At 58.9% G+C, this 21,346-nt stretch carries 25 protein-coding genes; 9 read left to right on the top strand and 16 right to left on the bottom strand.

The features are described from left to right. Window positions 1-3: 3 nt before the first annotated feature. Window positions 4-117, bottom strand: coding sequence for an HAD hydrolase-like protein (locus tag R6Y96_RS03585; protein WP_318622154.1), 114 nt, complete (start codon window positions 115-117; stop codon window positions 4-6). Then, the gene (locus R6Y96_RS03580; protein WP_318622153.1) at window positions 114-761 is read right to left on the bottom strand and encodes an HAD family hydrolase; all 648 of its coding nucleotides are present in this window, start codon (window positions 759-761) and stop codon (window positions 114-116) included. The genes R6Y96_RS03585 and R6Y96_RS03580 overlap by 4 nt, the downstream gene beginning before the upstream one ends. Window positions 762-1,063: 302 nt before the next feature. On the opposite strand from R6Y96_RS03580, the gene R6Y96_RS03575 reads away from it, so the two are divergent. Then, complete coding sequence (locus tag R6Y96_RS03575) at window positions 1,064-2,110, top strand: ribonuclease H-like domain-containing protein (RefSeq protein WP_318622152.1); 1,047 nt, start codon at window positions 1,064-1,066, stop codon at window positions 2,108-2,110. Window positions 2,111-2,137: 27 nt separating this feature from the next. Here the strand turns inward: R6Y96_RS03575 and R6Y96_RS03570 are convergent, their stop codons facing one another. From R6Y96_RS03570 to R6Y96_RS03525, 10 genes are all read right to left on the bottom strand, one after another. Further along, window positions 2,138-2,344 carry a helix-turn-helix transcriptional regulator gene (locus tag R6Y96_RS03570; protein ID WP_214022936.1) on the bottom strand — a complete coding sequence of 69 codons (207 nt, stop codon included), beginning with the start codon at window positions 2,342-2,344 and terminating at the stop codon, window positions 2,138-2,140. A 13-nt stretch (window positions 2,345-2,357) separates the two neighbouring features. Next, complete coding sequence (locus R6Y96_RS03565; RefSeq protein ID WP_318622151.1) at window positions 2,358-2,744, bottom strand: hypothetical protein; 387 nt, start codon at window positions 2,742-2,744, stop codon at window positions 2,358-2,360. A gap of 932 nt (window positions 2,745-3,676) precedes the next feature. Beyond that, window positions 3,677-5,269 carry an O-phosphoserine--tRNA ligase gene (gene sepS, locus R6Y96_RS03560; protein ID WP_318622150.1) on the bottom strand — a complete coding sequence of 531 codons (1,593 nt, stop codon included), beginning with the start codon at window positions 5,267-5,269 and terminating at the stop codon, window positions 3,677-3,679. Next, the gene (twy1, locus tag R6Y96_RS03555) at window positions 5,266-6,159 is read right to left on the bottom strand and encodes a 4-demethylwyosine synthase TYW1 (RefSeq protein ID WP_318622149.1); all 894 of its coding nucleotides are present in this window, start codon (window positions 6,157-6,159) and stop codon (window positions 5,266-5,268) included. Before twy1 ends, sepS begins: the two co-directional genes overlap by 4 nt. Continuing rightward, window positions 6,140-7,804 (bottom strand): arginine--tRNA ligase, encoded by a 1,665-nt coding sequence (gene argS, locus R6Y96_RS03550; RefSeq protein ID WP_318622148.1) that lies wholly within the window; start codon window positions 7,802-7,804, stop codon window positions 6,140-6,142. Before argS ends, twy1 begins: the two co-directional genes overlap by 20 nt. Then, on the bottom strand, window positions 7,804-9,075 hold the full coding sequence (prf1, locus tag R6Y96_RS03545; RefSeq protein ID WP_318622147.1) for a peptide chain release factor aRF-1: 1,272 nt from the start codon (window positions 9,073-9,075) through the stop codon (window positions 7,804-7,806). The genes argS and prf1 overlap by 1 nt, the downstream gene beginning before the upstream one ends. 108 nt (window positions 9,076-9,183) lie before the next feature. After that, the gene (locus R6Y96_RS03540) at window positions 9,184-9,678 is read right to left on the bottom strand and encodes an NUDIX hydrolase (RefSeq protein WP_318622146.1); all 495 of its coding nucleotides are present in this window, start codon (window positions 9,676-9,678) and stop codon (window positions 9,184-9,186) included. Between the two features lie 2 nt (window positions 9,679-9,680). Then, the gene (gene queC, locus R6Y96_RS03535; RefSeq protein ID WP_318622145.1) at window positions 9,681-10,346 is read right to left on the bottom strand and encodes a 7-cyano-7-deazaguanine synthase QueC; all 666 of its coding nucleotides are present in this window, start codon (window positions 10,344-10,346) and stop codon (window positions 9,681-9,683) included. Beyond that, entirely contained in the window at window positions 10,347-10,955 is a 609-nt protein-coding gene (locus tag R6Y96_RS03530) for a 7-carboxy-7-deazaguanine synthase QueE (protein WP_318622144.1), read from the bottom strand. After that, window positions 10,942-11,355: a 6-pyruvoyl trahydropterin synthase family protein gene (locus tag R6Y96_RS03525; RefSeq protein ID WP_318622143.1), complete on the bottom strand. Its 414-nt coding sequence runs from the start codon at window positions 11,353-11,355 to the stop codon at window positions 10,942-10,944. The genes R6Y96_RS03530 and R6Y96_RS03525 overlap by 14 nt, the downstream gene beginning before the upstream one ends. Before the next feature lie 174 nt (window positions 11,356-11,529). On the opposite strand from R6Y96_RS03525, the gene R6Y96_RS03520 reads away from it, so the two are divergent. From R6Y96_RS03520 to ppcA, 4 genes are all read left to right on the top strand, one after another. Beyond that, entirely contained in the window at window positions 11,530-11,958 is a 429-nt protein-coding gene (locus tag R6Y96_RS03520) for a 30S ribosomal protein S12 (protein WP_318622142.1), read from the top strand. 6 nt (window positions 11,959-11,964) lie between these two features. Then, window positions 11,965-12,555: a 30S ribosomal protein S7 gene (locus tag R6Y96_RS03515; protein WP_318622141.1), complete on the top strand. Its 591-nt coding sequence runs from the start codon at window positions 11,965-11,967 to the stop codon at window positions 12,553-12,555. A gap of 29 nt (window positions 12,556-12,584) precedes the next feature. Continuing rightward, a complete protein-coding gene (locus R6Y96_RS03510; protein ID WP_318622140.1) occupies window positions 12,585-14,777 on the top strand; it encodes an elongation factor EF-2 in 2,193 nt (730 codons plus the stop codon). A 317-nt stretch (window positions 14,778-15,094) separates the two neighbouring features. Continuing rightward, window positions 15,095-16,552 (top strand): phosphoenolpyruvate carboxylase, encoded by a 1,458-nt coding sequence (ppcA, locus tag R6Y96_RS03505; RefSeq protein WP_318622139.1) that lies wholly within the window; start codon window positions 15,095-15,097, stop codon window positions 16,550-16,552. A 36-nt stretch (window positions 16,553-16,588) separates the two neighbouring features. On the opposite strand, the gene R6Y96_RS03500 is transcribed toward ppcA, so the two are convergent. The 4 genes from R6Y96_RS03500 to R6Y96_RS03485 form a co-directional block, all read right to left on the bottom strand. Then, complete coding sequence (locus R6Y96_RS03500) at window positions 16,589-16,957, bottom strand: protease inhibitor I42 family protein (protein WP_318622138.1); 369 nt, start codon at window positions 16,955-16,957, stop codon at window positions 16,589-16,591. Between the two features lie 271 nt (window positions 16,958-17,228). After that, window positions 17,229-17,408: a hypothetical protein gene (locus R6Y96_RS03495; protein ID WP_318622137.1), complete on the bottom strand. Its 180-nt coding sequence runs from the start codon at window positions 17,406-17,408 to the stop codon at window positions 17,229-17,231. Between the two features lie 12 nt (window positions 17,409-17,420). Continuing rightward, window positions 17,421-17,951, bottom strand: a complete 531-nt coding sequence (locus R6Y96_RS03490) for a HEAT repeat domain-containing protein (protein WP_318622136.1) — start codon at window positions 17,949-17,951, stop codon at window positions 17,421-17,423. After that, on the bottom strand, window positions 17,936-18,268 hold the full coding sequence (locus R6Y96_RS03485; RefSeq protein ID WP_318622135.1) for a hypothetical protein: 333 nt from the start codon (window positions 18,266-18,268) through the stop codon (window positions 17,936-17,938). Before R6Y96_RS03485 ends, R6Y96_RS03490 begins: the two co-directional genes overlap by 16 nt. Before the next feature lie 367 nt (window positions 18,269-18,635). Between R6Y96_RS03485 and R6Y96_RS03480 the strand changes: the two genes are divergently transcribed. From R6Y96_RS03480 to R6Y96_RS03465, 4 genes are all read left to right on the top strand, one after another. Continuing rightward, entirely contained in the window at window positions 18,636-19,121 is a 486-nt protein-coding gene (locus R6Y96_RS03480; protein WP_318622134.1) for a GTP-binding protein, read from the top strand. Window positions 19,122-19,208: 87 nt separating this feature from the next. After that, entirely contained in the window at window positions 19,209-19,994 is a 786-nt protein-coding gene (locus R6Y96_RS03475; RefSeq protein WP_318622133.1) for a hypothetical protein, read from the top strand. A gap of 251 nt (window positions 19,995-20,245) precedes the next feature. Continuing rightward, a complete protein-coding gene (locus tag R6Y96_RS03470; RefSeq protein WP_318622132.1) occupies window positions 20,246-20,593 on the top strand; it encodes a hypothetical protein in 348 nt (115 codons plus the stop codon). 55 nt (window positions 20,594-20,648) lie between these two features. Continuing rightward, the gene (locus R6Y96_RS03465; RefSeq protein ID WP_318622131.1) at window positions 20,649-21,134 is read left to right on the top strand and encodes a DUF2124 family protein; all 486 of its coding nucleotides are present in this window, start codon (window positions 20,649-20,651) and stop codon (window positions 21,132-21,134) included. Window positions 21,135-21,346: the final 212 nt, after the last annotated feature.

Genomic DNA, 21,346 nt, shown 5'->3' with positions numbered 1-21,346 from the left:
CCATCATATATGATCGGGAAGGTCTGCAAGCGAGTCGATGACCAGGTCCGGGGTGATGCCTGAGCGGCGGACGGCCTCTTCGCGGTATTTCCCGGTTCTCACAAGTATGCCCTTCATACCGCAGCCACGCGCACCACCGATATCGGTGACGATCTCATCGCCGTCTCCAGAGGGCGCGCCCCGATACCCTGAAGCGCCCGCTGGAAGAACGCCGGCGAGGGTTTCCCTATCACTTCAGCCTCTATTCCGGCGGCATACTCGAGCACGGCCACTACCGGGCCGGCCGAAAGCATCAGTCCGTCTCCCCCCATCCAGTAACGGTCGTTCTCGAGGGCAATAACGTCCGCCCCCTCCATCAGGAGCCTGAACGCACGGTTCAACCGCTCGCAGGTGAGAGCGCCGCCCGCGTCGCCGACCACGACCGCATCGGCACCCTCATCCACGACCGAGATCCCGCTCTCCTCAAGGTCCGTCCGGGCATCCGGGGTGGTCAGAAGGCAGCACCGCGTCCGCCCGCTCTCCCGGAGGTGTACGGCGGCCGCAACCGCGGCGGTGACGATCCAGGGTTCCGGGATCTCATAACCGGGGCGATGCAGACGCTGCACAACCGAATGCCTGGAACTACGGGTTGTGCTGGAGACAAACCGGTAGGGTATCCCGCGCCGGTCGAGTTCCCGGAGCGCCCGGTCCGCTCCCGCGACCTGCCGGTCACCTGCGTGGAGAACGCCATCGATATCGATCAGGACTGCTCCAATATTCATCTCTCTCCTCTCGATTGTCACTGAGAGTATTTAGGTGGATGGCCGCTGAGGTGGAGGAGGTGCTACATGCGCGTGGTATCGAATCAGCGATCTGAAATATAAACTCGCCACCTTTTTCCAGGTCGTATGCGCGGCGAATTGCAAAAAACCACATGATGCCGGCTTGAAAATGTTCGCTTCCGGCGACCGGTCTGTCAGGCGCCGGGGTGGTTCACTTTCACCCCGCGGGAGTCAGTTTGAATTTATGCAAAGACGGAGATCAGGATGAAATGGTTCAAGCACCTGATCGGGTGAGGTGGTCTGTGCGGGATCTCCAGAAGGGGCATCTTCACCACTCCGGCGACCAGGAGGCCCGCAGGTTCCGGGCCAATCTCATCGAGAGGTGCCGGGGCCTGGCGATCGAGGACGTCTTCAACGGCCGGGAGGTGAGGTGCTCAGGCGGGAGGTGCTACGTCATAGACCACCGGAGCCCGATCTTCCTGGCCGTTCGCGACCGCGAACGCGCGGCGGCAGCCATCCTGGGCGATCTCAGCCTGATCCAGGGTATCGGCCCGACAACCCGGCAGCGGCTGGAAGAGCGCGGTTACCGCACCGTCCCTGACCTGCTGGGACACCCCCGTTACCATCAGGATGCCAGCCGGCTCCTCGATCTGGTGGCAAGGGGAGAGACGCGGGAACTCGTGAACTGGATTGAACGGCGGCACCGGCAGAGCGATCCGCTCCTCCTCGAGGCCAGCAGGTTTCACGCCCCGGAAGATTTCCTCTTCCTGGATATCGAGACGCTGGGGCTCTCCTCCAGGCCGATCATCCTGATAGGCCTGGGCCGGGCGGAAAGAGGTTCTATCGTCGTCCGCCAGCACCTCGTCAGGTCGATCAAGGAAGAGACAGCGGCGCTGACCGCCATCCTCCCCGACCTGGAGGCGGAAAGAGCCGCCCTCGTCACCTTCAACGGCCGGGCTTTTGACCTCCCCTACATCCGGGATCGACTCGCCCGGCACGGTGTCCCGGCAACCCTCGACCTCCCCCACTTTGACGTTCTCCGGTTTGCACGCCGGTGCTGGGGAGGCCGCTTGCCATCCTGCCGTCTCGGCAGTCTTGAGACGGCGGTCCTCCACATAACCCGGACAGACGATCTCCCGAGCGCGATGGTTCCAGAGTTCTACGAGACCTACATGCGAACAGGTAACCCCGGCCCGCTCATCCCGATCGTAGAGCATAACAGGCAGGATATCATCTCTCTTGCCAGGCTGTTTGCGCTTCTCCGGGGAGATGACAGGACTGCAGCAACCAGAGAAGCGCCTACACCAGAAATGGGGGATGAGATGGGTGAGATAAAGCCGCAATCGTGACCTTCCGGGCAGCCGGAGAGGTTCTTCTCATGCCAGATCCTCCTCATCAAAGATGAAGACCTCCTCGATGGTGGAGTCGAGCGCCTTTGCCACCCTGTAGGCAAGTTTCAGGGAGGGGTTGTACTTCCCCTTCTCAAGGAAGACTATCGTCTCCCGCCGGACGCCCACCTGCCTGGCCAGTTCCTCCTGGGTCATCCCGGCCTTCGCCCGAAATTCTTTGATCCGGGTCTTCACCCGGCATCCCTCCTCAAGCCACGTCACCCTGCCTGAATAGGTACCACTGGAAGAGACGTGCGGAGAACCCCATCAGCAGGATGGCGGAGACCAGAACGGCCTGGACGCTGAGGACGAGCAGACCCAGGTAGTCAACCCAGAAGAGGATTGCAAGAAAGACAATGGTGAGCAACCAGGAGTAAGAGATGGCGTATGCCCCGAGCTTCTGCGTCCTCTCATCCTTCTCCAGACCGTCACTGTATCTCCAGTGCTGCACACCGGTCACCGCAACGGTCACAAGACCGATAGCAACCAGGACCGAGGAGAGAGATTCCATTCCGTCCACGAGAAATGGAAGGATTATGCCCGCAGCCGCGAGGAACACTCCCACCCCTATCTTTACAGCGTAGGTTCGTTTCATAGTCACACCAGTTGTATATTTCTAACATGGTGTTAGAAATACATAACCTTACCGGCCTTCACACCCGGCAGGGTCAGGTTGAACCTCGCCTCCCAGAGATGTCTGCTCACCTGCCAGGGGTCTCATAAAGTGCAGTAGAGGCCATCAAACCAATACTTCAGGCCGGGGCAGAATTCAGAGATAAGGCGGTTGTTTATAGACGCCAGAAGAAAATATCCTGAAATTGGAGTTCTTTTGCCACGTTCATGGGATTGTGCCCCTGCCTGTGTGGATCGCCGCCCACCTCTTCCAATCCGGATCCGGGGCGGCCGGGGTCTGTATGAGAATGCTGCCCCCATCTTCATTCGGTATGCCTGTGGAGACGCGGGCATCATCTGGTTTCCGGGAGCATCTCAGGGCAGGGGAGGGAGGGTTTCCCCATCGATACACCGCAAGAGAGGTGATCCCCTCACACGGTTTCAGGCAAGAAACCTCCCCGGCGCGGCTTCCCACTGGCAATCGCCAGACACTTGCCCGCCCCCGGGAAAGGGGGCGATCCAGCGAGAGAGGTTTTCGGATGACACGCAAAAGACAGGGGCGGGGGATGTTCCATCCCTCCTCCCCGGCGAGCCCCACCCCCGCAGGTGATTCCCCCTCGACGGGAGGAGATCTCCTTACCACGTTCTCGGTGAGATACTTCCCTGAGATCCCGTTTCCGTCGCTGCCACGGTTTTCCAGGATCTGTCATCATGCACCGGCCGCCCATGGATGGAGGAGGTCAGCCGCAAAAAACGTTCACCACGGTGGCGATCCGATGGCGTCAAACCATGATCGAACTGGTTTGATGGGCTCGCACCTGCCACCTGAAAAAGGTGGCGGGATTAGATTCAGAATCGTTGATTTGATGGCCTCATATTACTCATCCAGGAAGGGCAACACCCAATCATCCAGGATCAAACCTCCGGCTTCCGGATGACCGACCTGACCGTCAGAAAGACCGGACCGCGGAGATCCACTTTTTTATTGTGGTCGGTGATGTAGCGCATCACGTAGTCCTCGATACGCAGGTTGACATCAGAGGGGAGTTTTGCCATCTTCACCTGGACACGAACCTCCTCCCCGCACCTCGCCGCCTCCTCGATCCTGGCGGCTGCAAGCCCGGCCACAGCGTCCAGGTAGGTGATCCCGGTGGAGACGCCCTCCTGGCGGACGGTTGCCCACTTCGCTGTATCGGGTACACCGAGCACCGAACCGTTATGGACAAAGACCTCGTTTAAGCAGGCAGGACCGCAGAGTTTCGTGTTGGACTCAGTCTCCTCGACCACCACTTCAACCTCCCGTCCCGCGATCTCGCCACTCCAGGCAACAAACGCACACGGCCCGGGGGCGGCGGCGTGCTCCACAGCAGTGGCCCGGATACCCTCTGCCATACGTCGCCCGGCAACCGATGCCGGTTCTTCACGGAGGTGGATTGCACCGGCGATCTCGCGGTCGGAGATCGCCTGCGGGAAGAACTGCGGGTAGGTCAACTGGCGGATATCGTTTGACTGGTAGACGATCATCGCAAGACGCTCCACCCCAAGACCCAGGTTCATCACCGGCACTCCGATCCCGTACTCCGCGAGCGCCGACGGGGAGTAGAGACCAAACGTAGCGACCTCCACCCACCCGAGCGAGGGATGGCGTGCATAGACCTCCGTCTGCGTTCCAGGCATGTAGTACTTCGACCGCTTCTCGTCGGGCTGGAACCTGAATTCAGTGAACCCGAACGCCGAAAGAAGCGCCTCGCTGACGGCTTTCCCCTCCTCAAGGGTGACATCCTCCCCGGCAACGACACACGAGGCCGAGTGATAGGCCATCAGGCGGGTTGGCCCCTCCTCCTGCTCCCTCCGGAAACACCGGTCCACCGAGAAGAGCCTGAGGGGCAGCCGCTGCCTGTCCCAGATAGAGGAGAGCGTCAGGAACCAGCCGCTCGTCATGTGGCTGCGCAGGGTGTTGCGCGACGACTCCGGAGCAAGGTCGCGGAACTCCGGAAAGACCGCATCAAGGATATGCACCACGGCAGCATCATCGGCCTCGAGCACGGCCGCAAGTTCGTGCACCAACTCGTCACCGTCGATCTTTCCTTTCTTATAGCCGTGGAGGGTCTCACGGAGCCTCTCCTCGGTTCCGGCAGTGAGCGCACGGCCAAGGATAGCCTCGATCTCCTCGATCTGCTTTCTTGCGATCCCGACGTTCGGCCGGGGCAGACCGCCGAGGTAGAAGACCCGGTCAAGGACGGCCATTGCTTCAGGACCGAACTGCCGGTATATATCAGACTCTTCGACGATCAGGGGGTTCATCGCCTCGTCAAACCCCATCGCGAGATATGTCTCGCGAAGCCGCTCCACAATATCGAAGATCGGGTGCTCCCTCGCCCGGGAGTAGCGAAGCCGGGGATAGCGGCCCGAGACCCACGGCGGCGTCAGGACAGACGGCCCCTCATACCAGGCGTGCTCGAAGTCCTCTCTAGCCCTCTTTTTGAACTCTTCCACATCAAATCTCATACATCTCTCTCCAGGCAGACAACACGGGAAAGCGGGCTCTCATCTTTAATGAAATAGTCCGAGTGCTGCGAAACCATCTCTGAAAATTCCCGGATCTCAGCGTGTTCCGGCATCTGCTCCCTCAGCAATCGGTTTCTACTGTACCCAAGATACATATAACCCTTTACCTCCACAAACCTGGCACCGGAATCCTGGTAGATCGCCGCGTAACGCTCCGGAGAGAAGTCGTTGTAACCGCGAACCAGGGTGGTGCGGATGGCCGACCGCCGCCCGGCAAGCCCTGCAAGGCTCTCCAGCACCAGGTCCCAGTAATCCTCCTCTGGTCGACAGAGGCGCAGGTAGGTCTCCCGGTCGGGAGCGTCCAGGGAGACATAGGTCTGGTATGGCCGGCACCGGACGAGAACCTCCGGCCTGGTGCCGTTTGAGACCAGGAAGGTTGTGTAGCCTTCCCTGTTGAGACCGTCCACCAGTTCGGGGAGACGTGAGTAGCAGGTCGGCTCCCCTGAGAGGGATATCGCGACCATCGTGGGATTCAGGGCCTCGGCGAACCGTTCCGGCGTGACATGGGGCGATACCTTGTATCCCGCGAGGGCTCTCTTCTGGGCGCGCCGGAGGTTTGCGATGATGACCTCCGGCGGACACTCCTCCTCCTCCACGACCTCGTGCTCAAACGACCGCCAGCAGAAGAGGCATCGCTGGTTGCACCGCAGGGTAGGGGTCATCTGGACACAACGATGGCTCTCAATGCCGTAGAACTGCGCCTTGTAGCACATCTCCCCGCCTTTTAGCGCCCGCTTGCACCACATACATGGTTTCACGGCCGCCGAGGAGGCCGGGGTGATGAACTGGTAGCCCTGTCTGCGCAGGAGGTTACATGCTTCTGAGTGCATCGATCCCGAGGGTCTCAAGTGATTCCTTCAAGGTGTTCCTGACCGCGTCCACGAGTGTAAGACGGCTGTTGCGGGTCTCACCCTCGCTCTTCAAGACCGGGTCATAGTGGTAGAAGGCGTTGAAGAGGTCAGCGAGGTCGCGAGCGTAAGCAGCGAGGAGGTGCGGCCGGAGCTCCGCCACAACCTGCTCAATAACGGCCGGGAACCTGGCCAGGTGTCTGGCAAGCGCGATCTCGTGGTCGGTCTCGTAGTGATACGCCGGCTCGAACCCCCCGGCCTTCTCCAGTATGCTGCATGCACGGGCATGGGCGTACTGGATGTATGGGCCGCTCTGCCGCTCGAAGTCAAGCGCCTCCTTCCAGTTAAAGACCGTGCTCTTCTCCGGGGAGACCTTCACGATATCGTAGCGGACGGCAGCGATGGCGACCGACTTTGCGATCGAGCACCGCTCCCCTTCGGGGAGTTCCGGCCGGCGGGCGGTCACCTCCTCGAACGCCTTCGCGGCAACCTCCTCGATCAGTTCGTCCGCCGAGACGAACTTGCCTGCCCTGGTGCTCATCGAGCCTTCGGGGAGTGAGACAAACTCAAAGAAGACGATCTCCGGGGGTTTCTCACCCAGAAGTTTCAGGGTGGCCTGGAGCTGGGCACCGATCAGTTTATGGTCCGCCCCGAGCACGTCGATCAACCGATCATAGTTACGCCCTTTCCATATGTGGTAGGCGAGATCCCGGGTGCTGTAGACCGATGTGCCGTCGCTGCGCCGGAGGATGTACCTCTTCTCAAAACCAAACTCAGATAGGTCAACCCAGAGGGTCTCATCTTCCACGGCCTGCGGCAACCGCCGGACACGTTCGATGACCCTGTCCACGTCACCGATCCGGACAAAATCGCTCTCCCAGACAAACCGGTCATGATAGGCGTTTAAGGCGGCGAGGGTCGCCCTGATTCCCTCAAGACAGAGAGAGACCGCACTCCGGAACTTCTTGACGGTCACGGGGTCGCCGCGCTCCACCTTCTGCATGAGAAGGTCGATCTCGTGGGTGATCTCCGGATTCTTCTCGATCTCGCGGTTCGCCGCTATATAGACACGGGCAACGTAATGGTCCTCCTTCTCGCCCTCCCCACGGTGGATGTCGAGGTGATCGAAACCCCAGGAGACGATGGCGATCTGGCGACCCATATCATTTAAGTAGTACTGAGCCTCAAGCGGGTAGCCGGCCTTCCGGAACGCCCGGACCAGACTGTCCCCGATGACAGTGTTGCGGATATGGCCGACGTGAAGCGGGCCGTTCGGGTTCGCGCTCGTATGTTCGAGCACGACCCGGCTGGAACGGCGGGGGCGGCTTCCGTAACCGGGTTCGACCGCCTCCCTGACCGCCTCCGCAAGGAGTGTCGGCCCGAAGCGGAAGTTGAGATAGGGCCCGGCCGCCTCAACCTGGATATCGCCGAGTTCCGGGTTTCTCCCCAGTTTCTTTGCGATATCGGCGGCGATCTCCTGCGGCGGCCGCTTCTCCTTCTTTGCAAGCTTAAACGCTACCGTGGAGGCAAGATCGGCGTGATCCCCTCCGGCGGTGAGGAGGACGTCCTCCTCACCGGTGCATGCCCTGAGCATGCGTTCAATATGGTGGTATTTCTCCTGATACATCAGTAGCCGGTCCTGTAACGCAGAATTGCAGCGATTCCGCCGAACGCATTGTAGAGCATCGAGCCCTCCTCAAAATCATCCGAGATGATCTTGACCGTCGTGTTGCTCTGGTCAGCAAGCGCGGTCAGTTCATCGATGATGTCGCTCTCCTCGGCCACATAGAGCGGCGAGGTGTCGTTTGGACAGGTTCCGAGGTCGAGATCCTTGATATGTTTGCCAGGCTCGACGCTGACCGTTCGCTCCTCGGTGTAATCACAGTTGGGGCAGGCAAGTTTCAGTCTTGCTCGCCGAAGTTTATCGGAGAGGAGGAGGGTATCGACGGCACCAAGCTCCAGGTTCTTACGTACGCTCTCCTCACCGTAAGCAGCCGCTCCGTCATCCTTTACCAGTTCCTGGAGGAACCGGTTCATCACCGTCTTCTCCTTGATGACTTCAAGACCTTTAAGTGCATCCGCTGCGTTCTCGACGAGTTCAGCAAGCCCTGACTCGTTTGTGTAGGAGACGTCAAACAGCCCGATGATCCGTTTTTGCACCTCGTGATGCAGGTAGCCACCGGCTTCAAACTCCTCCTTTGTCGGGGTCGGGCCGCCGATCAGGACACCCTTGAACCTCTCGAAGAAATCCTTCTCTCCAAGAAATACCTCACTCGCGAGATCACCAACCTTCGTGTAGAACTCATTTATGGCAATCAACCGCAGCCGCTGGAACCGGACACTCGACTGACCTCCTTTTCTCTGTTTGCCAGGCACGGTCGAGGTGACGCCGCGGACAGGTTCGATCCGGTTGCCCCGCAGGAAACCAATGTAAGCCTCTCGCCGGTCGATGACTATAAGGCCGTAGACCTCCTTCTCCTCCAGCATCTGCTGCAGGGGTTCGAGTTCGAACGTGGAACTGCAGCGGTACATGTAGGTGTTGAGCGGTTCGGGCGGTTCGATTATCTCGCACTGGAGATCCGTGCGGTCGCCACCGACGTTTATAGTGCCGCAGAAGATCGCCAGGCCGTTCTCCGGCGGGCGCTTGTAGTACTTCAGGCGGGAGAGGATGGAGGATATTGCACTCTGGACGTTTGTCCGGGTCTGTTTGCTCTTGATGTTTGAGCACTGCCCGAACTCGTCGCGGAGCTGGGCGGTCACATCGGATATCTGCTTATCCGGCGGTATGTATAGTGTGATAAGCTCGGTGCCGCTCCCCTCCTTCTCCGCAAGCCTCTCAAGCGTCTTTTTAAATTCGTAGCGCTTTCGCGCGGTTTCCATCTCTTGCGTCTCTTCCATCGGGGTTCACCAAGTTATCTGAAAGGTATTTATTCACCGAACTATTCACCGAACCTACTACCTGTTTCGCCGGAGAAAACATAAACTTGCGCACGTTCGCTGCGCCTCTCAGCCGAAACACCGGCAGACAAGGCAGATCGTCTTTGCATCGATGATCGTTCCATTCGCGATCATTCCGGAAAGGGCGGAAAGCGGGACGCGAAGAACCTCGATAAACTCATCATCATCCCTCCTATACTCAGAACTCGGGGATAGACCCTCCGCCATGAACAGCCAGATCCGCTCGTCAGTATAACCAGGGGATGGGTAGATCCAGCCTTTGGGGATAAACCTCTCCGCCTTCATGCCGGTCTCCTCGATCAGTTCCCGGTAGGCGGTCTCCTCTGGCTTCTCGCCCTCATCGATCGTGCCTGCCGGGGCTTCCAGTATGTAGTCGTCAATCGCAAACCGGTACTGCCGGATCAGGTAGCAGGCGTCCCCTTCTACAGGGAGGATCGCAACCGCCCCCCCGGGATGGACTATCACCAGCTCCTTCTTCTCGCCGTCAGGGAGCGTGACCACTTTTTTCTCAACGGTGAGACGTTTTCCACTGTAGATCTCCATGTTTATGCCTCATACTCGATTGGATCCTCAAGCCCGAGTTCACGGAAGGCCTCTCTCCGGTAGTGGCAGGATGAGCATACCCCGCAAGCCCGGTCGCTGCTGCGGTAGCACGACCAGGTAAGTTCGTAGGGGACGCCGAGAGCAAGACCCACCCTGACGATATCCGCCTTCGTCATCCGGACAAACGGTGTCATCAGGGTGATCCGCGGGTCAGCCGCCGTTCCGAGGTCGATCACCCGCTGGAACGCCTCGATGAACTCCGGCCGGCAATCGGGATACCCCGGGTAATCCCCCGTCTGGACGCCGATGAAGATCGCCTCCGCCCGCCGGGCTTCCGCGAGGCTTGTCGCAATGGCAAGGAGGTTTGCATTCCTGAACGGGACATAGGTGGTAGGTACACCTCCCTTCTCACCAGCGTAATCCTCGATCGGGATCGATGGATCCGTCAGACTCGAGGCGCCGATCTTCCTGAAGTACTCAAGGCCAATCTCGACAAACTCGATGGCCTCAAGCTTACGCGCGATCAAAAGGGCACACTCCCGCTCCTTCTCCTCCGTTCGCTGGCCGTATGTGAAATGGAGCGCGATTATATCGTAACCCATATCCTTTGCAACGTAGGCAAGAGTGCTCGAGTCCATGCCGCCGGAGAGGAGGCAGACTGCTTTCATCTATCTCATCCCCAGGACTTTGTGAAGTTGCACCTGAAACCTCACAGGAAGATTCTCACTCACTATATAGTCTGCAATGGCGCGGCAATCAGACCCCTTCACCGGCGAGACGAAAACCTCGCCCCCGATCCGGTAGCGGCCCATAACAGCCCTCGCGTAGAGGAGGTCGTCCATATCAGCCACCACGAACTTGACGCTGTCGTGCGCGGTTATCGCCGAAAGAAGTGATAGATCGCTTCTCTCGCCAGATGATGGGCATTTAACGTCCATGCATATGGAGGCGTAAGGCTGCATCTCCCGGAAATCCAGACTGCCGTTCGTCTCGATCTCGACTGAATAACCATGAAGTTTGAACTTTTTCAGAAGTTCCAGGAGATCTTCCCGCTGCAGGAGCGGTTCCCCGCCGGTGATACAGATGTATGCGCCGCGGAGCAGCCAGACCCGGTCGAGAACCTCCCCAACGCTCATCTCCTCCCCCTCGTTCCAGGCGTAGGGGGTGTCGCACCAGGCGCACCGGAGGTTGCAGCCTGCCAGCCTGACAAAGGTGCAGGGCCGCCCCTGGTTCTTTCCCTCCCCCTGAAGGCTCCGGAAGATCTCACTGACGATCATAGGTGCGCTCTGCGTAACAGGATGTGGACTCCCAGACCCGGATCTTTGCAACACGGGCGTCGCTTTCCTGCCGTGCAGCCTCGGCATCGATCATATCCGCGATCAGATCGGCAAGGGTCTCGCTTGTCGGGTCGCCGCGGGTGGTGATGACCGGATGAAACGTCTCGATGCACGCCGCCATGGGATCGTCCTCGTTCAGGATCACCTGGTGATCGAACCTTCCCACGACCTCTTTGATGCAGTTGTAGTCAAGGACTATTCCCGTGCGCTCATCGGCCGTACCTTCGATCCATACCTCAACCCGCCACTGGTGACCATGCAATCGAAAACACTTTCCCCGGTAGTGGATCAGGCGGTGGGTCGCCTCGAAAAAGACCTCTTTATATATCCGGGCTCTCATCAATGAAGGTTGCCCGCCGGGATATAATATTATATCAGGTCGTGATCAAATTAACTGGACAAACAACCGGCGCAGAGGAGGGTTTCCACAATATATAAATCCGTAACGCGCGTTGTTTTATAGCACAGCAGGAGTTGCTCCTATCTACAAATTTAACAGGTACGAGGGTATTCGATGGGAAACGGTAAATTTGCAGCCCGAAAACTGAAGCGCGATTCAAAGAAGAAGCGGTGGCATGACCCTGTCTACGCGCGGCGCCAGCTCGGACTTGATGTGAAGTCCGACCCCCTGGAGGGAGCGCCGCAGGCCCGCGGGATCGTTCTCGAAAAGGTGGGTGTCGAGGCGAAGCAGCCGAACTCGGCCATCCGGAAGTGCGTCCGCGTGCAGTTGATCAAGAACGGTCGTCAGGTGACTGCGTTTGCCGTCGGTGATGGCGCCATCAACTATATCGACGAGCATGATGAGGTCGAGATCGAAGGCATCGGCGGCAGACTGGGGAGGTCGATGGGTGATATCCCCGGTGTCCGCTACGTTGTGACCAAGGTTAACAACGTCAGCCTGCGTGAGATGGTCATCGGGCGCAAGGAGAAGCCGCGGAGGTAAGCGACAATGACTGAAGCAGAGACGGAAGCAAACGCCCAGCAGTTATTATTCAACCGCTGGGACATGAGCGAGGTTGAGATCCGGGATCCAAGCCTTGCCCGCTACGTGAACCTGCACACAATGATCGTGCCGCATACATGCGGCAAGCTCGCCGGCCAGCAGTTCAACAAGAGCAACATGCTGATCGTGGAGCGCCTGATCAACAAGCTGATGCAGACCGAACACAACACCGGCAAGAAGGAGCTTGCCATCCGCATCGTCCGTGATGCCTTCGAGATCGTCTACCAGAAGACAAGAAAGAACCCGGTACAGGTCCTGGTTGACGCTGTCGCGAATACCGGCCCCCGTGAGGAGACGGTCAGGCTGAAGTACGGTGGCATCAACGTCCCGAAATCGGTCGACACCGCACCCCAGCGCCGCGTCGATACCGCGTTGCGGTTCATAACAGATGGCGTATACCAGGCAAGCCACAAGAAGAAGAAGAGTGTGAGCGAGGCGCTTGCCGAGGAACTTATCGCGGCCGCGAACGGCGACACCCGTTCGTACGCCGTCTCGAAGAAAGAAGAGCGCGAACGTATTGCAAAGGCAGCCCGCTAAAGACCCTCCATTATTTTTGGTGTTTTTTCATGACCCGACGAAAGAAGATGGTAGAGCGGGTGACGGAACTGATGGACAAACCGGAGCAGATCCGGAACATCGGCATCGTCGCCCACATTGATCACGGAAAGACAACCCTCTCAGACAACCTGCTTGCCGGCGCGGGCATGATCAGCGAGGAGCTTGCCGGCCGGCAACTCTTTATGGACTCAGATGAGGAAGAACAGGCGCGCGGCATAACCATCGACGCAAGCAACGTCTCGATGGTCCACGAATACGACGGAAAGGAGTACCTGATCAACATGATCGATACCCCGGGCCACGTGGACTTTGGCGGTGACGTGACTCGCGCCATGCGTGCGGTGGATGGTGCTGTAGTCGTCGTGGACGCGGTAGAGGGCACCATGCCCCAGACGGAGACTGTGCTTCGTCAGGCGCTGAAAGAGGGTGTCCGCCCGGTTCTCTTTATCAACAAGGTCGACCGGCTGATCAACGAGCTGAAGGTGGACGAGCAGGAGATGCAGATCCGCCTTGCAAGGGTGATCGACAAGGTCAACAAGCTGATCAAGGGTATGAACGAGAAGATGTACAACGAAGGCTGGAAACTGGATGCCGCAAAAGGCACCGTAGCCTTCGGGTCCGCCCTCTATAAATGGGCCGTCTCCATCCCGTTCATGAAAAAGAGCGGGGTCTCATTCAAAGAGGTCTATGAGAAGTGCAACTCCGGCGACATGAAGTGGCTGGGGAAGAACAGCCCCCTGCACGCCGTCCTTCTCGACATGGTGGTCAAGCATCTCCCAAACCCCATCGAGGCCCAGCACCGGCGTATACCCATCATCTGGCACGGCGATTATAGCACCCCCGAAGGGAAGGCGATGATCAACTGCGACCCGAACGGTCCAGTATGCCTTATGGTCACAGATATCTCGTTTGACCCACACGCGGGCGAGGTTGCCACCGGTCGCCTCTTCGCAGGAACGCTCCGCAGGGGCACCGAGTGCTACATCATGGGGACGGCGAAACGGGTAAACCGTCTCGCCCAGGTCGGCATCTTCATGGGTGCCGAGCGGATCGAGGTGGAAGCGCTCCCGGCAGGCAATATCGCCGCCGTGACGGGCTTAAAAGATGCCATCGTCGGTTCGACCGTCACGACACTCCTTGATATGACCCCGTTCGAGTCGCTTAAACACTACTCCGAACCTGTCATGACCGTCGCTGTCGAGGCAAAGAACATGAAGGACCTCCCGAAACTGGTTGAGGTTCTCCGCCAGGTGGCCAAGGAAGATCCGACTGTACAGGTCTCGATCAACGAAGAGACCGGGGAGCACCTGATAAGCGGCATGGGGGAGCTTCACCTGGAGATCATCACCGGGCGTATCAGGCGCGACAAGGGCGTCGATATCATCACATCTCCGCCGATCGTTGTATACCGCGAGACGATCACGGGTCGGGCTGGCCCGGTTGAGGGGAAGTCGCCTAACCGCCACAACCGGTTCTACATCGAGCTCGAACCGATGGACCCGGCGATCGTGAAGTTGATCCATGATGGCGAGGTCTCGATAAACCAGCAGGCGCTTGAGCGACGTGACATCCTGGTCGCCGCAGGGATGGATAAAGAGGAGGCCAAGAACGTCAGGGCGATCGAGGGCACCAACATGTTCATCGACATGACAAAGGGTATCCAGTACCTCAACGAGACCATGGAGTTGATCCTGGAAGGATGGCGCGAAGCGCTCCGCGGTGGCCCGCTCGCTGATGAGCAGGTCCAGAACCTGAAGGTCAGGCTGGTAGATGTGAAACTCCACGAAGACGCCATCCACCGCGGCCCCGCCCAGGTCATCCCGGCGGTCAGGAGCGCTGTCAAGGCAGGCATGCTGATGGCCGGCGACTCGCTCCTCGAACCTATCCAGAAGATCCAGATCACCGTCCCGGCCGATCTGATGGGTGCGGCAACCTCGCAGATCCAGGGCCGTCGCGGCCAGATCTTTGATATGCAGAGCGAAGGCGACACTGTGACGGTCATCGGCAAGGCACCGGTCGCCGAACTCTTCGGGTTTGCCGGGGATATCAGGTCGGCAACAGAAGGGCGTGCGATGTGGAGCACCGAGTTCGCCGGGTTCGAACTGGTTCCGGCAGGCCTGGTGGAAGAAGTGGTCAGGAGCATCCGCCGCCGCAAGGGCCTGAAGGAGCAGATCCCGCGGCCGGAAGACTACCTGTCGTAATCAATCCCGATACCCTCATATTTTCTTTTTCCCATCCACAGTGAGCGGATGCGGCTGATAATTCCAGCGGTTCTGTGCCAGAAAAACTCTCTTACCATCTTTAACTCGCGGCGGGCAGGCCACAGAATGGGGTAAGAGACCATGAGGTAAAGGGTTACGGCACACTGCTACGAACTACCGCGCCATAAAGGCCGCGATCTTTTCGCTCCGCTATCTTCACCGCCGCAGGATAAATAGCAGGCGGCGGGTTTTTCTGTCAACCGTTACAGAATGATATGGTCGACACGAGAACACGACCCGCCACGTGGAGCAAGAAGATGTTACGGATCCCGCAGTGCATGAGCACACAGCACCCTGACAACGTTAACCTGCCTTTTTTTGCCGAGAGTCCCGAACTTGGCGGGGACGATGAGGTGCAGGAGGCGTACTACGCCTACTCCCACCTCGGCTGCAGCGAACAGATGTGGGACTGCGAGGGAAAAGAGGTTGACAACTTTGTGGTCAGGAAACTCCTGAGCCGCTACGAGACTTTCTTCCGGGAGAAACGGCTTGGACGGGATGTCTTCCTCACAATGCGCGTTCCAAATCCGGAGGTCGAGAGCGCCGAGGCAAAGATCCTGCTTGAAACACTCGAGAGCATCCCGCGGTCATTTGATACGGCATGCCTCTTTTACGGGGAAGAATGCTCCCCGATATTTGAGGTTATCCTGCCGATGACCACCTCTCATCTTGCCATCGACAACATCTACCGATACTATAGAGACGTCGTCGTCGGAAAACAGGAGAGACGCCTCCGGGAGGGTGGGCCAACCATCGCTGACTGGATCGGAAGATTCCGACCGGATCGAATCAACGTCATACCACTCTTTGAGGATATGGCCAGTATGCTTGATGCCCACAACGTGGTCAGGCGCTACCTCCAGGACAAGGATATCGCTGACCAGCGTGTCTTCCTTGCCCGGTCAGACCCGGCAATGAACTATGGGCTCATCAGCGCCGTCCTCCTCAACAAGATCGCTCTCCAGAATCTCCAGGAGGCCTCAGAAGAGGCCGGAGCAGGAATTCATCCGATCATAGGTGTCGGTTCGGCACCTTTTAGAGGAGGGCTCACGCCGCTGACGGTCGATCGGGTCGCTGCCGAGTATCCCAGCGTCCGGACGTTTACCGTTCAGTCGGCGTTCAAGTATGACTACCAGCTTGAAGATGTCCAGAACGCTATCCGGGTGCTGGAAGAACGCCAGCCCACAAAACCCACGAAGATCGAAGAAGATGCGGCACTTGATATCATCTGGAGGTATACGCGGGCATATGAGCGCTGGCTTGGACCGTTTGCCCCTCTGATAAATCGGGTTGCCCGATATGTTCCGGAGAGACGGAAACGGAAACTCCATATCGGTCTCTTCGGGTATGCGCGAAACACAGGCGGGATCACCCTGCCACGGGCAATCAAGTTCACCGCCGCTTTCTACTCGATCGGCCTTCCTCCAGAGATACTGGGCCTGAATGTGCTGGATGATGCGGATATCGAGTTTATACGGAAAGTCTATATCAACTTTGATGAGGATCTTAGAGCCGCCTGCCGGTTCCTCAACACAGAGACCGGTTTTGTTCCACCGGACCTTGCAGCCACGGTGACTGATCTGGTGGACGTCGTCCCGGACGAGGAGCATGCCCGCCTCACCACCGCCATCTCGCGGGCGCTGCGCGAGAACGAGACCGGTGGGTTGACCCCGCTTATCCTGGAGGCTGCAAACCGACGGAGATTCCTGGGGTGAGGGGGATCTCCGACCGGTGTGGGAAAAAATGAAGAGTTATCTGATGATGAAATCCATCGAGAAGGTGGTCTCGTTTCCGGTTGCTTCTTCCCAGGGGCGCCTGTATATCGCGGTAAACTCGACGGAACCGGGCTCTGCTGCGACATACTGCCACTGGTGCACACCACCGGCGCCCACGACCTCTGTCTCAGGTGCGATGAAGGTCTCGTTCACGTACTGAAGGCCGGCAGATGAGGTGACGTTCCACCTGTAGCCGGTCGTCGGGTTCTCATCAAGGGTGATGGTGATCCTGCTCCCCACCGGTTGCGTCTCATTGGAGATGTAGTTCTCCGCTGCGGGCGTGTCGCCGCACCCGGTGTGGGTGCCGCAGTCGGTGTCCCCTCCCCTGTCGGCTGCGACGTGCATCCGGCCGCAAAGAGGCAGATGAGCAGCAGTCCTGCGATCAGGACGCCGTAGAGTCTTTTTCGCTGGTAGATGTGATGCGGTTGCACAGGTCTTGCTAAAAATCTTTCCGTAAACGACCACGGCCGGAAGCGCGTGACAGTTCAAGCGTTCGAACCCGGACTCTCAGCCCAGCCGAAAAACTCCGTTGATCCGTAATCCCCCACAGCCGGCATCTCGACGCCCTCATCCTTTTTCGCGCCGGGACCATCCTCAAAAACCGTGGATCCGGCGATTACTTTGCAGATGCCCGATCGGCAGAGGTTTCTCCCATGGCTGCTGCACAGACTATCCTGCCAGCGGTTTCGGGCGTCCGTAATGGCCGCGGCAGAGCGGGGGCGCCGATGGAGAACTGCATACAACGGAGGAGCAGCGCTTCAGACATGCCGGACGCTGCCGAAAGCGTCCCATCCATCAATCCACCTGCTCAGGGCTCCGCTTCGCCTCTGATCTCACGAAGGGCGCGGCGGATCGCCGTCCTTACTTCAGGCTCCACCTCGTCCTCGAGGGCGGCGGAGAGGGCAGCAGTCGCCCGCGAGTCGCGGAGTTTCCCGAGCGCCTCCGCGGCGGCAGTCCTGACATCCTTCTTTCCATCCGCAAGCAGCGGGAGGATTGGTTCGACTGCCCGGGGGTCGCCGATCTCTCCAAGCGACCAGGCAGCACCGCGCCGTGCCCAGCGATCCCCATCTCTCAGGAGAAAGAGAAGCGGTTCGACCGCCCGGGGGTCGCGGACTTTCCCGAGAGCCTGCGCCGCGACCCACCGAACCTCGTTCTCGGGATCCTGCAAGGCGGCAATCAGCGGTTCGACCACCCGCGGATCGCTGCACGTCCCGAGCGCCTCAACCGCCCGCAGCCGGTAGGGGGTGCTCTCGTCAGAGAGCTGCTCAATGTACTTCTCGATGTTCTCCTCGCGACGTTTATCCCTGTCCTCCATGAGACGTTTTACCGAGCGCTCCATATATGCCCCTCCTGTCTTTTACCTGTTACACAGAAGTGTATCTTACAGTATATAGCATCTGGCATAGCAGCCCACAAAACAGCAATACGTGGGTTTTTCCCAGTATCCACATTTTTAAAGAGATATTTCATCCTCGCCGACCACCTCGAACCTGAACTATCCTGTAGGTGTAGGAGCGGCCATCCGGTGCGGTGAAGAAGGAGGAAGACCATCGATCCAAGTTCATCCGAGATCCATAGTTCAGCATCGTCATCCCGGGTGTGCTGTTCAAAACCGAAACCGCTGAGCGCCTCTACGATGGCAGCATCAGACTCCATGTCCCTGACCATCTCGGATGTCGCTGCGAGTGGGTAGTCCTTGTGCCTCGAGTGCGGATAACCTGGAGCCTTGCCTGCTTCTCGGCGAGGAAGAGGCTATCCAGGGTTGCCATTATCTCCAGCACTACAGGATCCATCTCATCTGGCCCCATACCTGTAGGTTGGATGTTGCCGCTCTATGGTTTTGTTCGGTGACCAGCGCCCTTTCGGGGCAGTGTCGCTTGCGCCGTCGACTGCGGAACAATCTTTCCATGAGACGCGAGAGAGGTACCAATATGATTCCCATGACAGCCCGGAACTATTGCTGTCTCGTTCATCTTGCCATCATATCGAAATCCTAAAACATCTTCTCGCCAATAGAAGCCTGATGGCAGAAGACAGACTCAAGATTGTCGTGTTTGGATCATTCAATGCAGGCAAATCAAGTTTTATCCAGGCGCTCGACCCCCGCAGCCGTCACATCGAGGCCTCCTCAGACGAAGGCCCGACCACCGTGGCGCTTGATTTCGGCAGACTCAAAGTCAACGGGAGGGCTGTCTACCTCTTCGGGACGCCCGGGCAGGAGCGGTTCGAGTTTGTCCGTCAGGTCCTCTCGCGTGGGATGGACGGCGCTATCATCATGGTGGATGCAACAAAGGGCGTGGATGCCATGACCAGAGATCTTTATCTCCGGTTGAAAGCGCTTGAGGTGCCGCTCGCGTTTATGGCAAACAAGTGCGACTGTCCTGATGCGATGCCCGACGCCATCTGCCGCGATCTCCACGGGGAGATGGTCTTCCCCATCTCTGCCTTAAACAGCGAGGATGTCCATGCGGCACTTGAGACCTTTGTTGAAACCCTCTCCCGGAGGTAGCGATCTTTTTATGCCCGCGGGTTGCCACCTCTCTACACACGATTGACCCCTGACTCCATTTATACCCGCGAAGTTGCCAGGCGCCTCATGGATCTCCTCTCAAGCGGAGACGCCGGAGACCTCGCCGCGTACCTCGCGGCGGAGAGCAGCCTCGCGGGCCCACGCACAAACCAGGATCTGACGGAGGCGTTTGCCAAGGCAGTCCGGGAATTTGCTGCCGCCGACCCCGAAGACCGCCGGATACTCAGGGACCTCTGCGTCGAACTCGCCTGCATATCACCCGAAGATGCACCGACGGACGACCCGCACGAGTTCCTCTCGGTCTGCGGAGTCAGGGGTATCGCGGCGATGGGCACGGTATCACCAGGATGCGTGAAGGCGGCGCTCCGGAAACTCGCAGAGAGCGCCGACGACCCGAGGTGGCGGATCCGGGATGCAGCGGCGATCGGGCTCAAGGATCTCCTCGCCCGGCACCGGGACGTGACCGTCTCCGAGCTGAATGGCTGGGTGGAGGGGGGTTCATGGTCCGCCATGCGGGCCGTTGCCGCCGGGGTTGCGGACGCGGACGTGCTCAGAGAGCCAGATCTCGCAGAGGCGGCGCTCCGGCTCCATCGAAAGATCCTGATCCGCGTCTACACCGCAGGTGAGAGGGAGTCCGAAGATTTCCATGCGCTTCGAAAGACGCTTGGCTGCACGCTAAGCCGTGTTGTTGCCGCCATCCCGTCCAGCGGGTTTGAGTACCTGCAGCAGGTCTCAACACTGGATGACCAGGAGATCCGGTGGATTGTGAGGGAGAACCTCAAGGATAACCACCTTGCAGGACATTACCCTGAAACGGTGCGGCACATCCAGGCACAGATAGGAGAGCGATAGGGCACCGGGTTCCCCCTCTGGCATATTTAAAGAGTTCAGGCTCTAAAGGCGCAGCGCTGCATCCATGGGCGGGCAGATCCCGATCGCCGGGACGCCCCTGAACCCGGACCATGCGTTCCTTCTCGCGTTTGTCACCCGGACGGAGGCGTGGCTCAGGTTCACCTGAACAGAACCCTCTCGCACCGTCGTAAGGGGGGCGAGGGGATAGAGCACTTTTTGAACGAACACAACTCCATTATATCCGGTAAACCATGGCTCGCGAACTTGACGAGAAGGATCTATCCATCCTTCGAAAACTGGCCCCTGAGTACAGTGGTATCCTCTGCCCCGGGTCCGGGCATGAGTTTCACTCCATCCTTCCGCCGGTCTCAAACCACATTGCCAGGGATGATAAGGATTTTGCAGAACGGGTTGCCCGACTCTCAGAAGAGGACTGGGCGTATCTTACGGACCTGATTCTCTCCGGCTGGGAAGACCTGGGATGCGTGCCGGAAGAGGACATCGAGACCATCCTTGCCCATATCGGGGAGAGGGTATCAGAAAATGCGGCCGAACGTGTCCGCAGACTCTACCACCTCTCAGGCTGCGGTGTGCTGTAGGCAACGTATGGTCACATCCGGAAATGGTATATCTCCAGGCGATAAAAAGACCTGCATGGAACTGAAAGAACAACTCTCAGGCGTCCCGGGAATGCTCCGGCCGTTCAAAGGATTCCTTCGCGATTCTGGGCTAAATGAGGGCGACCAGGTTGTCTACTACGGCTGCCCCGGCACCTGCACACCCTTCATCGAACTCCTGGGGTTTGCCGTCCGCGACCTCCCTATCGAACAGGTTTATGTGCCCTACGTCAACGAGGCAGCGGCAAAGGTCATCCGGCCGGTCGAGGGCGTCGGTATGCAGGTCTCCGCCGAATCGGCCGTGAAGGTCGACCCGAAGGTGATAGTCCTGATGGGTGGACTCTCGATGCCGGGCGTCCCGGTCACAAAAGAAGCGGTGCGCGGGGCCGTCGCCACCCATCCAGGAGCAATGATCGTCGGTGTCTGCTTCATGCAGATGTTTGAGAAGATGGGCTGGGTCGAGATGTTTGACTTTGACCTCCTCATCGATGCCTCGATCAACCCGGTCAGGGTCTGGCAGTGAGAACGGCCGGCGGAGTCTCACCGTCACCGGGCATCCGCCCGCATGAGATCCGGCAGCGGTGATCACGCAGGCAGGCACCTGCCACCCATCCAGCACCTGGGCCCCGGCGCGGGAGGATTTGCCGGATGCAGCCGTATTTCTGCAAAAAACCTATGTTTATCTTGCAGGGGGTGAAGGGGGCGGAGCAGGAAGACCCCGGTCGAGAGGCGCGG

It is taken from the genome of Methanoculleus receptaculi, from assembly GCF_033472595.1.
Classification (GTDB): Archaea; Halobacteriota; Methanomicrobia; order Methanomicrobiales; family Methanoculleaceae; genus Methanoculleus; species Methanoculleus receptaculi.
The sequence above is the reverse complement of the archived record's forward strand: the minus strand, read 5'-3'. Positions and strand labels throughout refer to the sequence as shown.

What these genes read in the sequence shown, in the direction of transcription:
- R6Y96_RS03585 (WP_318622154.1), bottom strand. Translation starts at nt 117, where the DNA reads ATGAAGGGCATACTTGTGAGAACCGGGAAATACCGCGAAGAGGCCGTC.
- R6Y96_RS03580 (WP_318622153.1), bottom strand. Translation starts at nt 761, where the DNA reads ATGAATATTGGAGCAGTCCTGATCGATATCGATGGCGTTCTCCACGCA.
- R6Y96_RS03565 (WP_318622151.1), bottom strand. Translation starts at nt 2,744, where the DNA reads ATGAAACGAACCTACGCTGTAAAGATAGGGGTGGGAGTGTTCCTCGCG.
- sepS (WP_318622150.1), bottom strand. Translation starts at nt 5,269, where the DNA reads ATGAGATTTGATGTGGAAGAGTTCAAAAAGAGGGCTAGAGAGGACTTC.
- twy1 (WP_318622149.1), bottom strand. Translation starts at nt 6,159, where the DNA reads ATGCACTCAGAAGCATGTAACCTCCTGCGCAGACAGGGCTACCAGTTC.
- argS (WP_318622148.1), bottom strand. Translation starts at nt 7,804, where the DNA reads ATGTATCAGGAGAAATACCACCATATTGAACGCATGCTCAGGGCATGC.
- prf1 (WP_318622147.1), bottom strand. Translation starts at nt 9,075, where the DNA reads ATGGAAGAGACGCAAGAGATGGAAACCGCGCGAAAGCGCTACGAATTT.
- R6Y96_RS03540 (WP_318622146.1), bottom strand. Translation starts at nt 9,678, where the DNA reads ATGGAGATCTACAGTGGAAAACGTCTCACCGTTGAGAAAAAAGTGGTC.
- queC (WP_318622145.1), bottom strand. Translation starts at nt 10,346, where the DNA reads ATGAAAGCAGTCTGCCTCCTCTCCGGCGGCATGGACTCGAGCACTCTT.
- R6Y96_RS03530 (WP_318622144.1), bottom strand. Translation starts at nt 10,955, where the DNA reads ATGATCGTCAGTGAGATCTTCCGGAGCCTTCAGGGGGAGGGAAAGAAC.
- R6Y96_RS03525 (WP_318622143.1), bottom strand. Translation starts at nt 11,355, where the DNA reads ATGAGAGCCCGGATATATAAAGAGGTCTTTTTCGAGGCGACCCACCGC.
- R6Y96_RS03520 (WP_318622142.1), top strand. Translation starts at nt 11,530, where the DNA reads ATGGGAAACGGTAAATTTGCAGCCCGAAAACTGAAGCGCGATTCAAAG.
- R6Y96_RS03515 (WP_318622141.1), top strand. Translation starts at nt 11,965, where the DNA reads ATGACTGAAGCAGAGACGGAAGCAAACGCCCAGCAGTTATTATTCAAC.
- R6Y96_RS03510 (WP_318622140.1), top strand. Translation starts at nt 12,585, where the DNA reads ATGACCCGACGAAAGAAGATGGTAGAGCGGGTGACGGAACTGATGGAC.
- ppcA (WP_318622139.1), top strand. Translation starts at nt 15,095, where the DNA reads ATGTTACGGATCCCGCAGTGCATGAGCACACAGCACCCTGACAACGTT.
- R6Y96_RS03500 (WP_318622138.1), bottom strand. Translation starts at nt 16,957, where the DNA reads ATGCACGTCGCAGCCGACAGGGGAGGGGACACCGACTGCGGCACCCAC.
- R6Y96_RS03495 (WP_318622137.1), bottom strand. Translation starts at nt 17,408, where the DNA reads ATGGATGGGACGCTTTCGGCAGCGTCCGGCATGTCTGAAGCGCTGCTC.
- R6Y96_RS03490 (WP_318622136.1), bottom strand. Translation starts at nt 17,951, where the DNA reads ATGGAGCGCTCGGTAAAACGTCTCATGGAGGACAGGGATAAACGTCGC.
- R6Y96_RS03485 (WP_318622135.1), bottom strand. Translation starts at nt 18,268, where the DNA reads ATGGAGTCTGATGCTGCCATCGTAGAGGCGCTCAGCGGTTTCGGTTTT.
- R6Y96_RS03480 (WP_318622134.1), top strand. Translation starts at nt 18,636, where the DNA reads ATGGCAGAAGACAGACTCAAGATTGTCGTGTTTGGATCATTCAATGCA.
- R6Y96_RS03475 (WP_318622133.1), top strand. Translation starts at nt 19,209, where the DNA reads ATGGATCTCCTCTCAAGCGGAGACGCCGGAGACCTCGCCGCGTACCTC.
- R6Y96_RS03470 (WP_318622132.1), top strand. Translation starts at nt 20,246, where the DNA reads ATGGCTCGCGAACTTGACGAGAAGGATCTATCCATCCTTCGAAAACTG.
- R6Y96_RS03465 (WP_318622131.1), top strand. Translation starts at nt 20,649, where the DNA reads ATGGAACTGAAAGAACAACTCTCAGGCGTCCCGGGAATGCTCCGGCCG.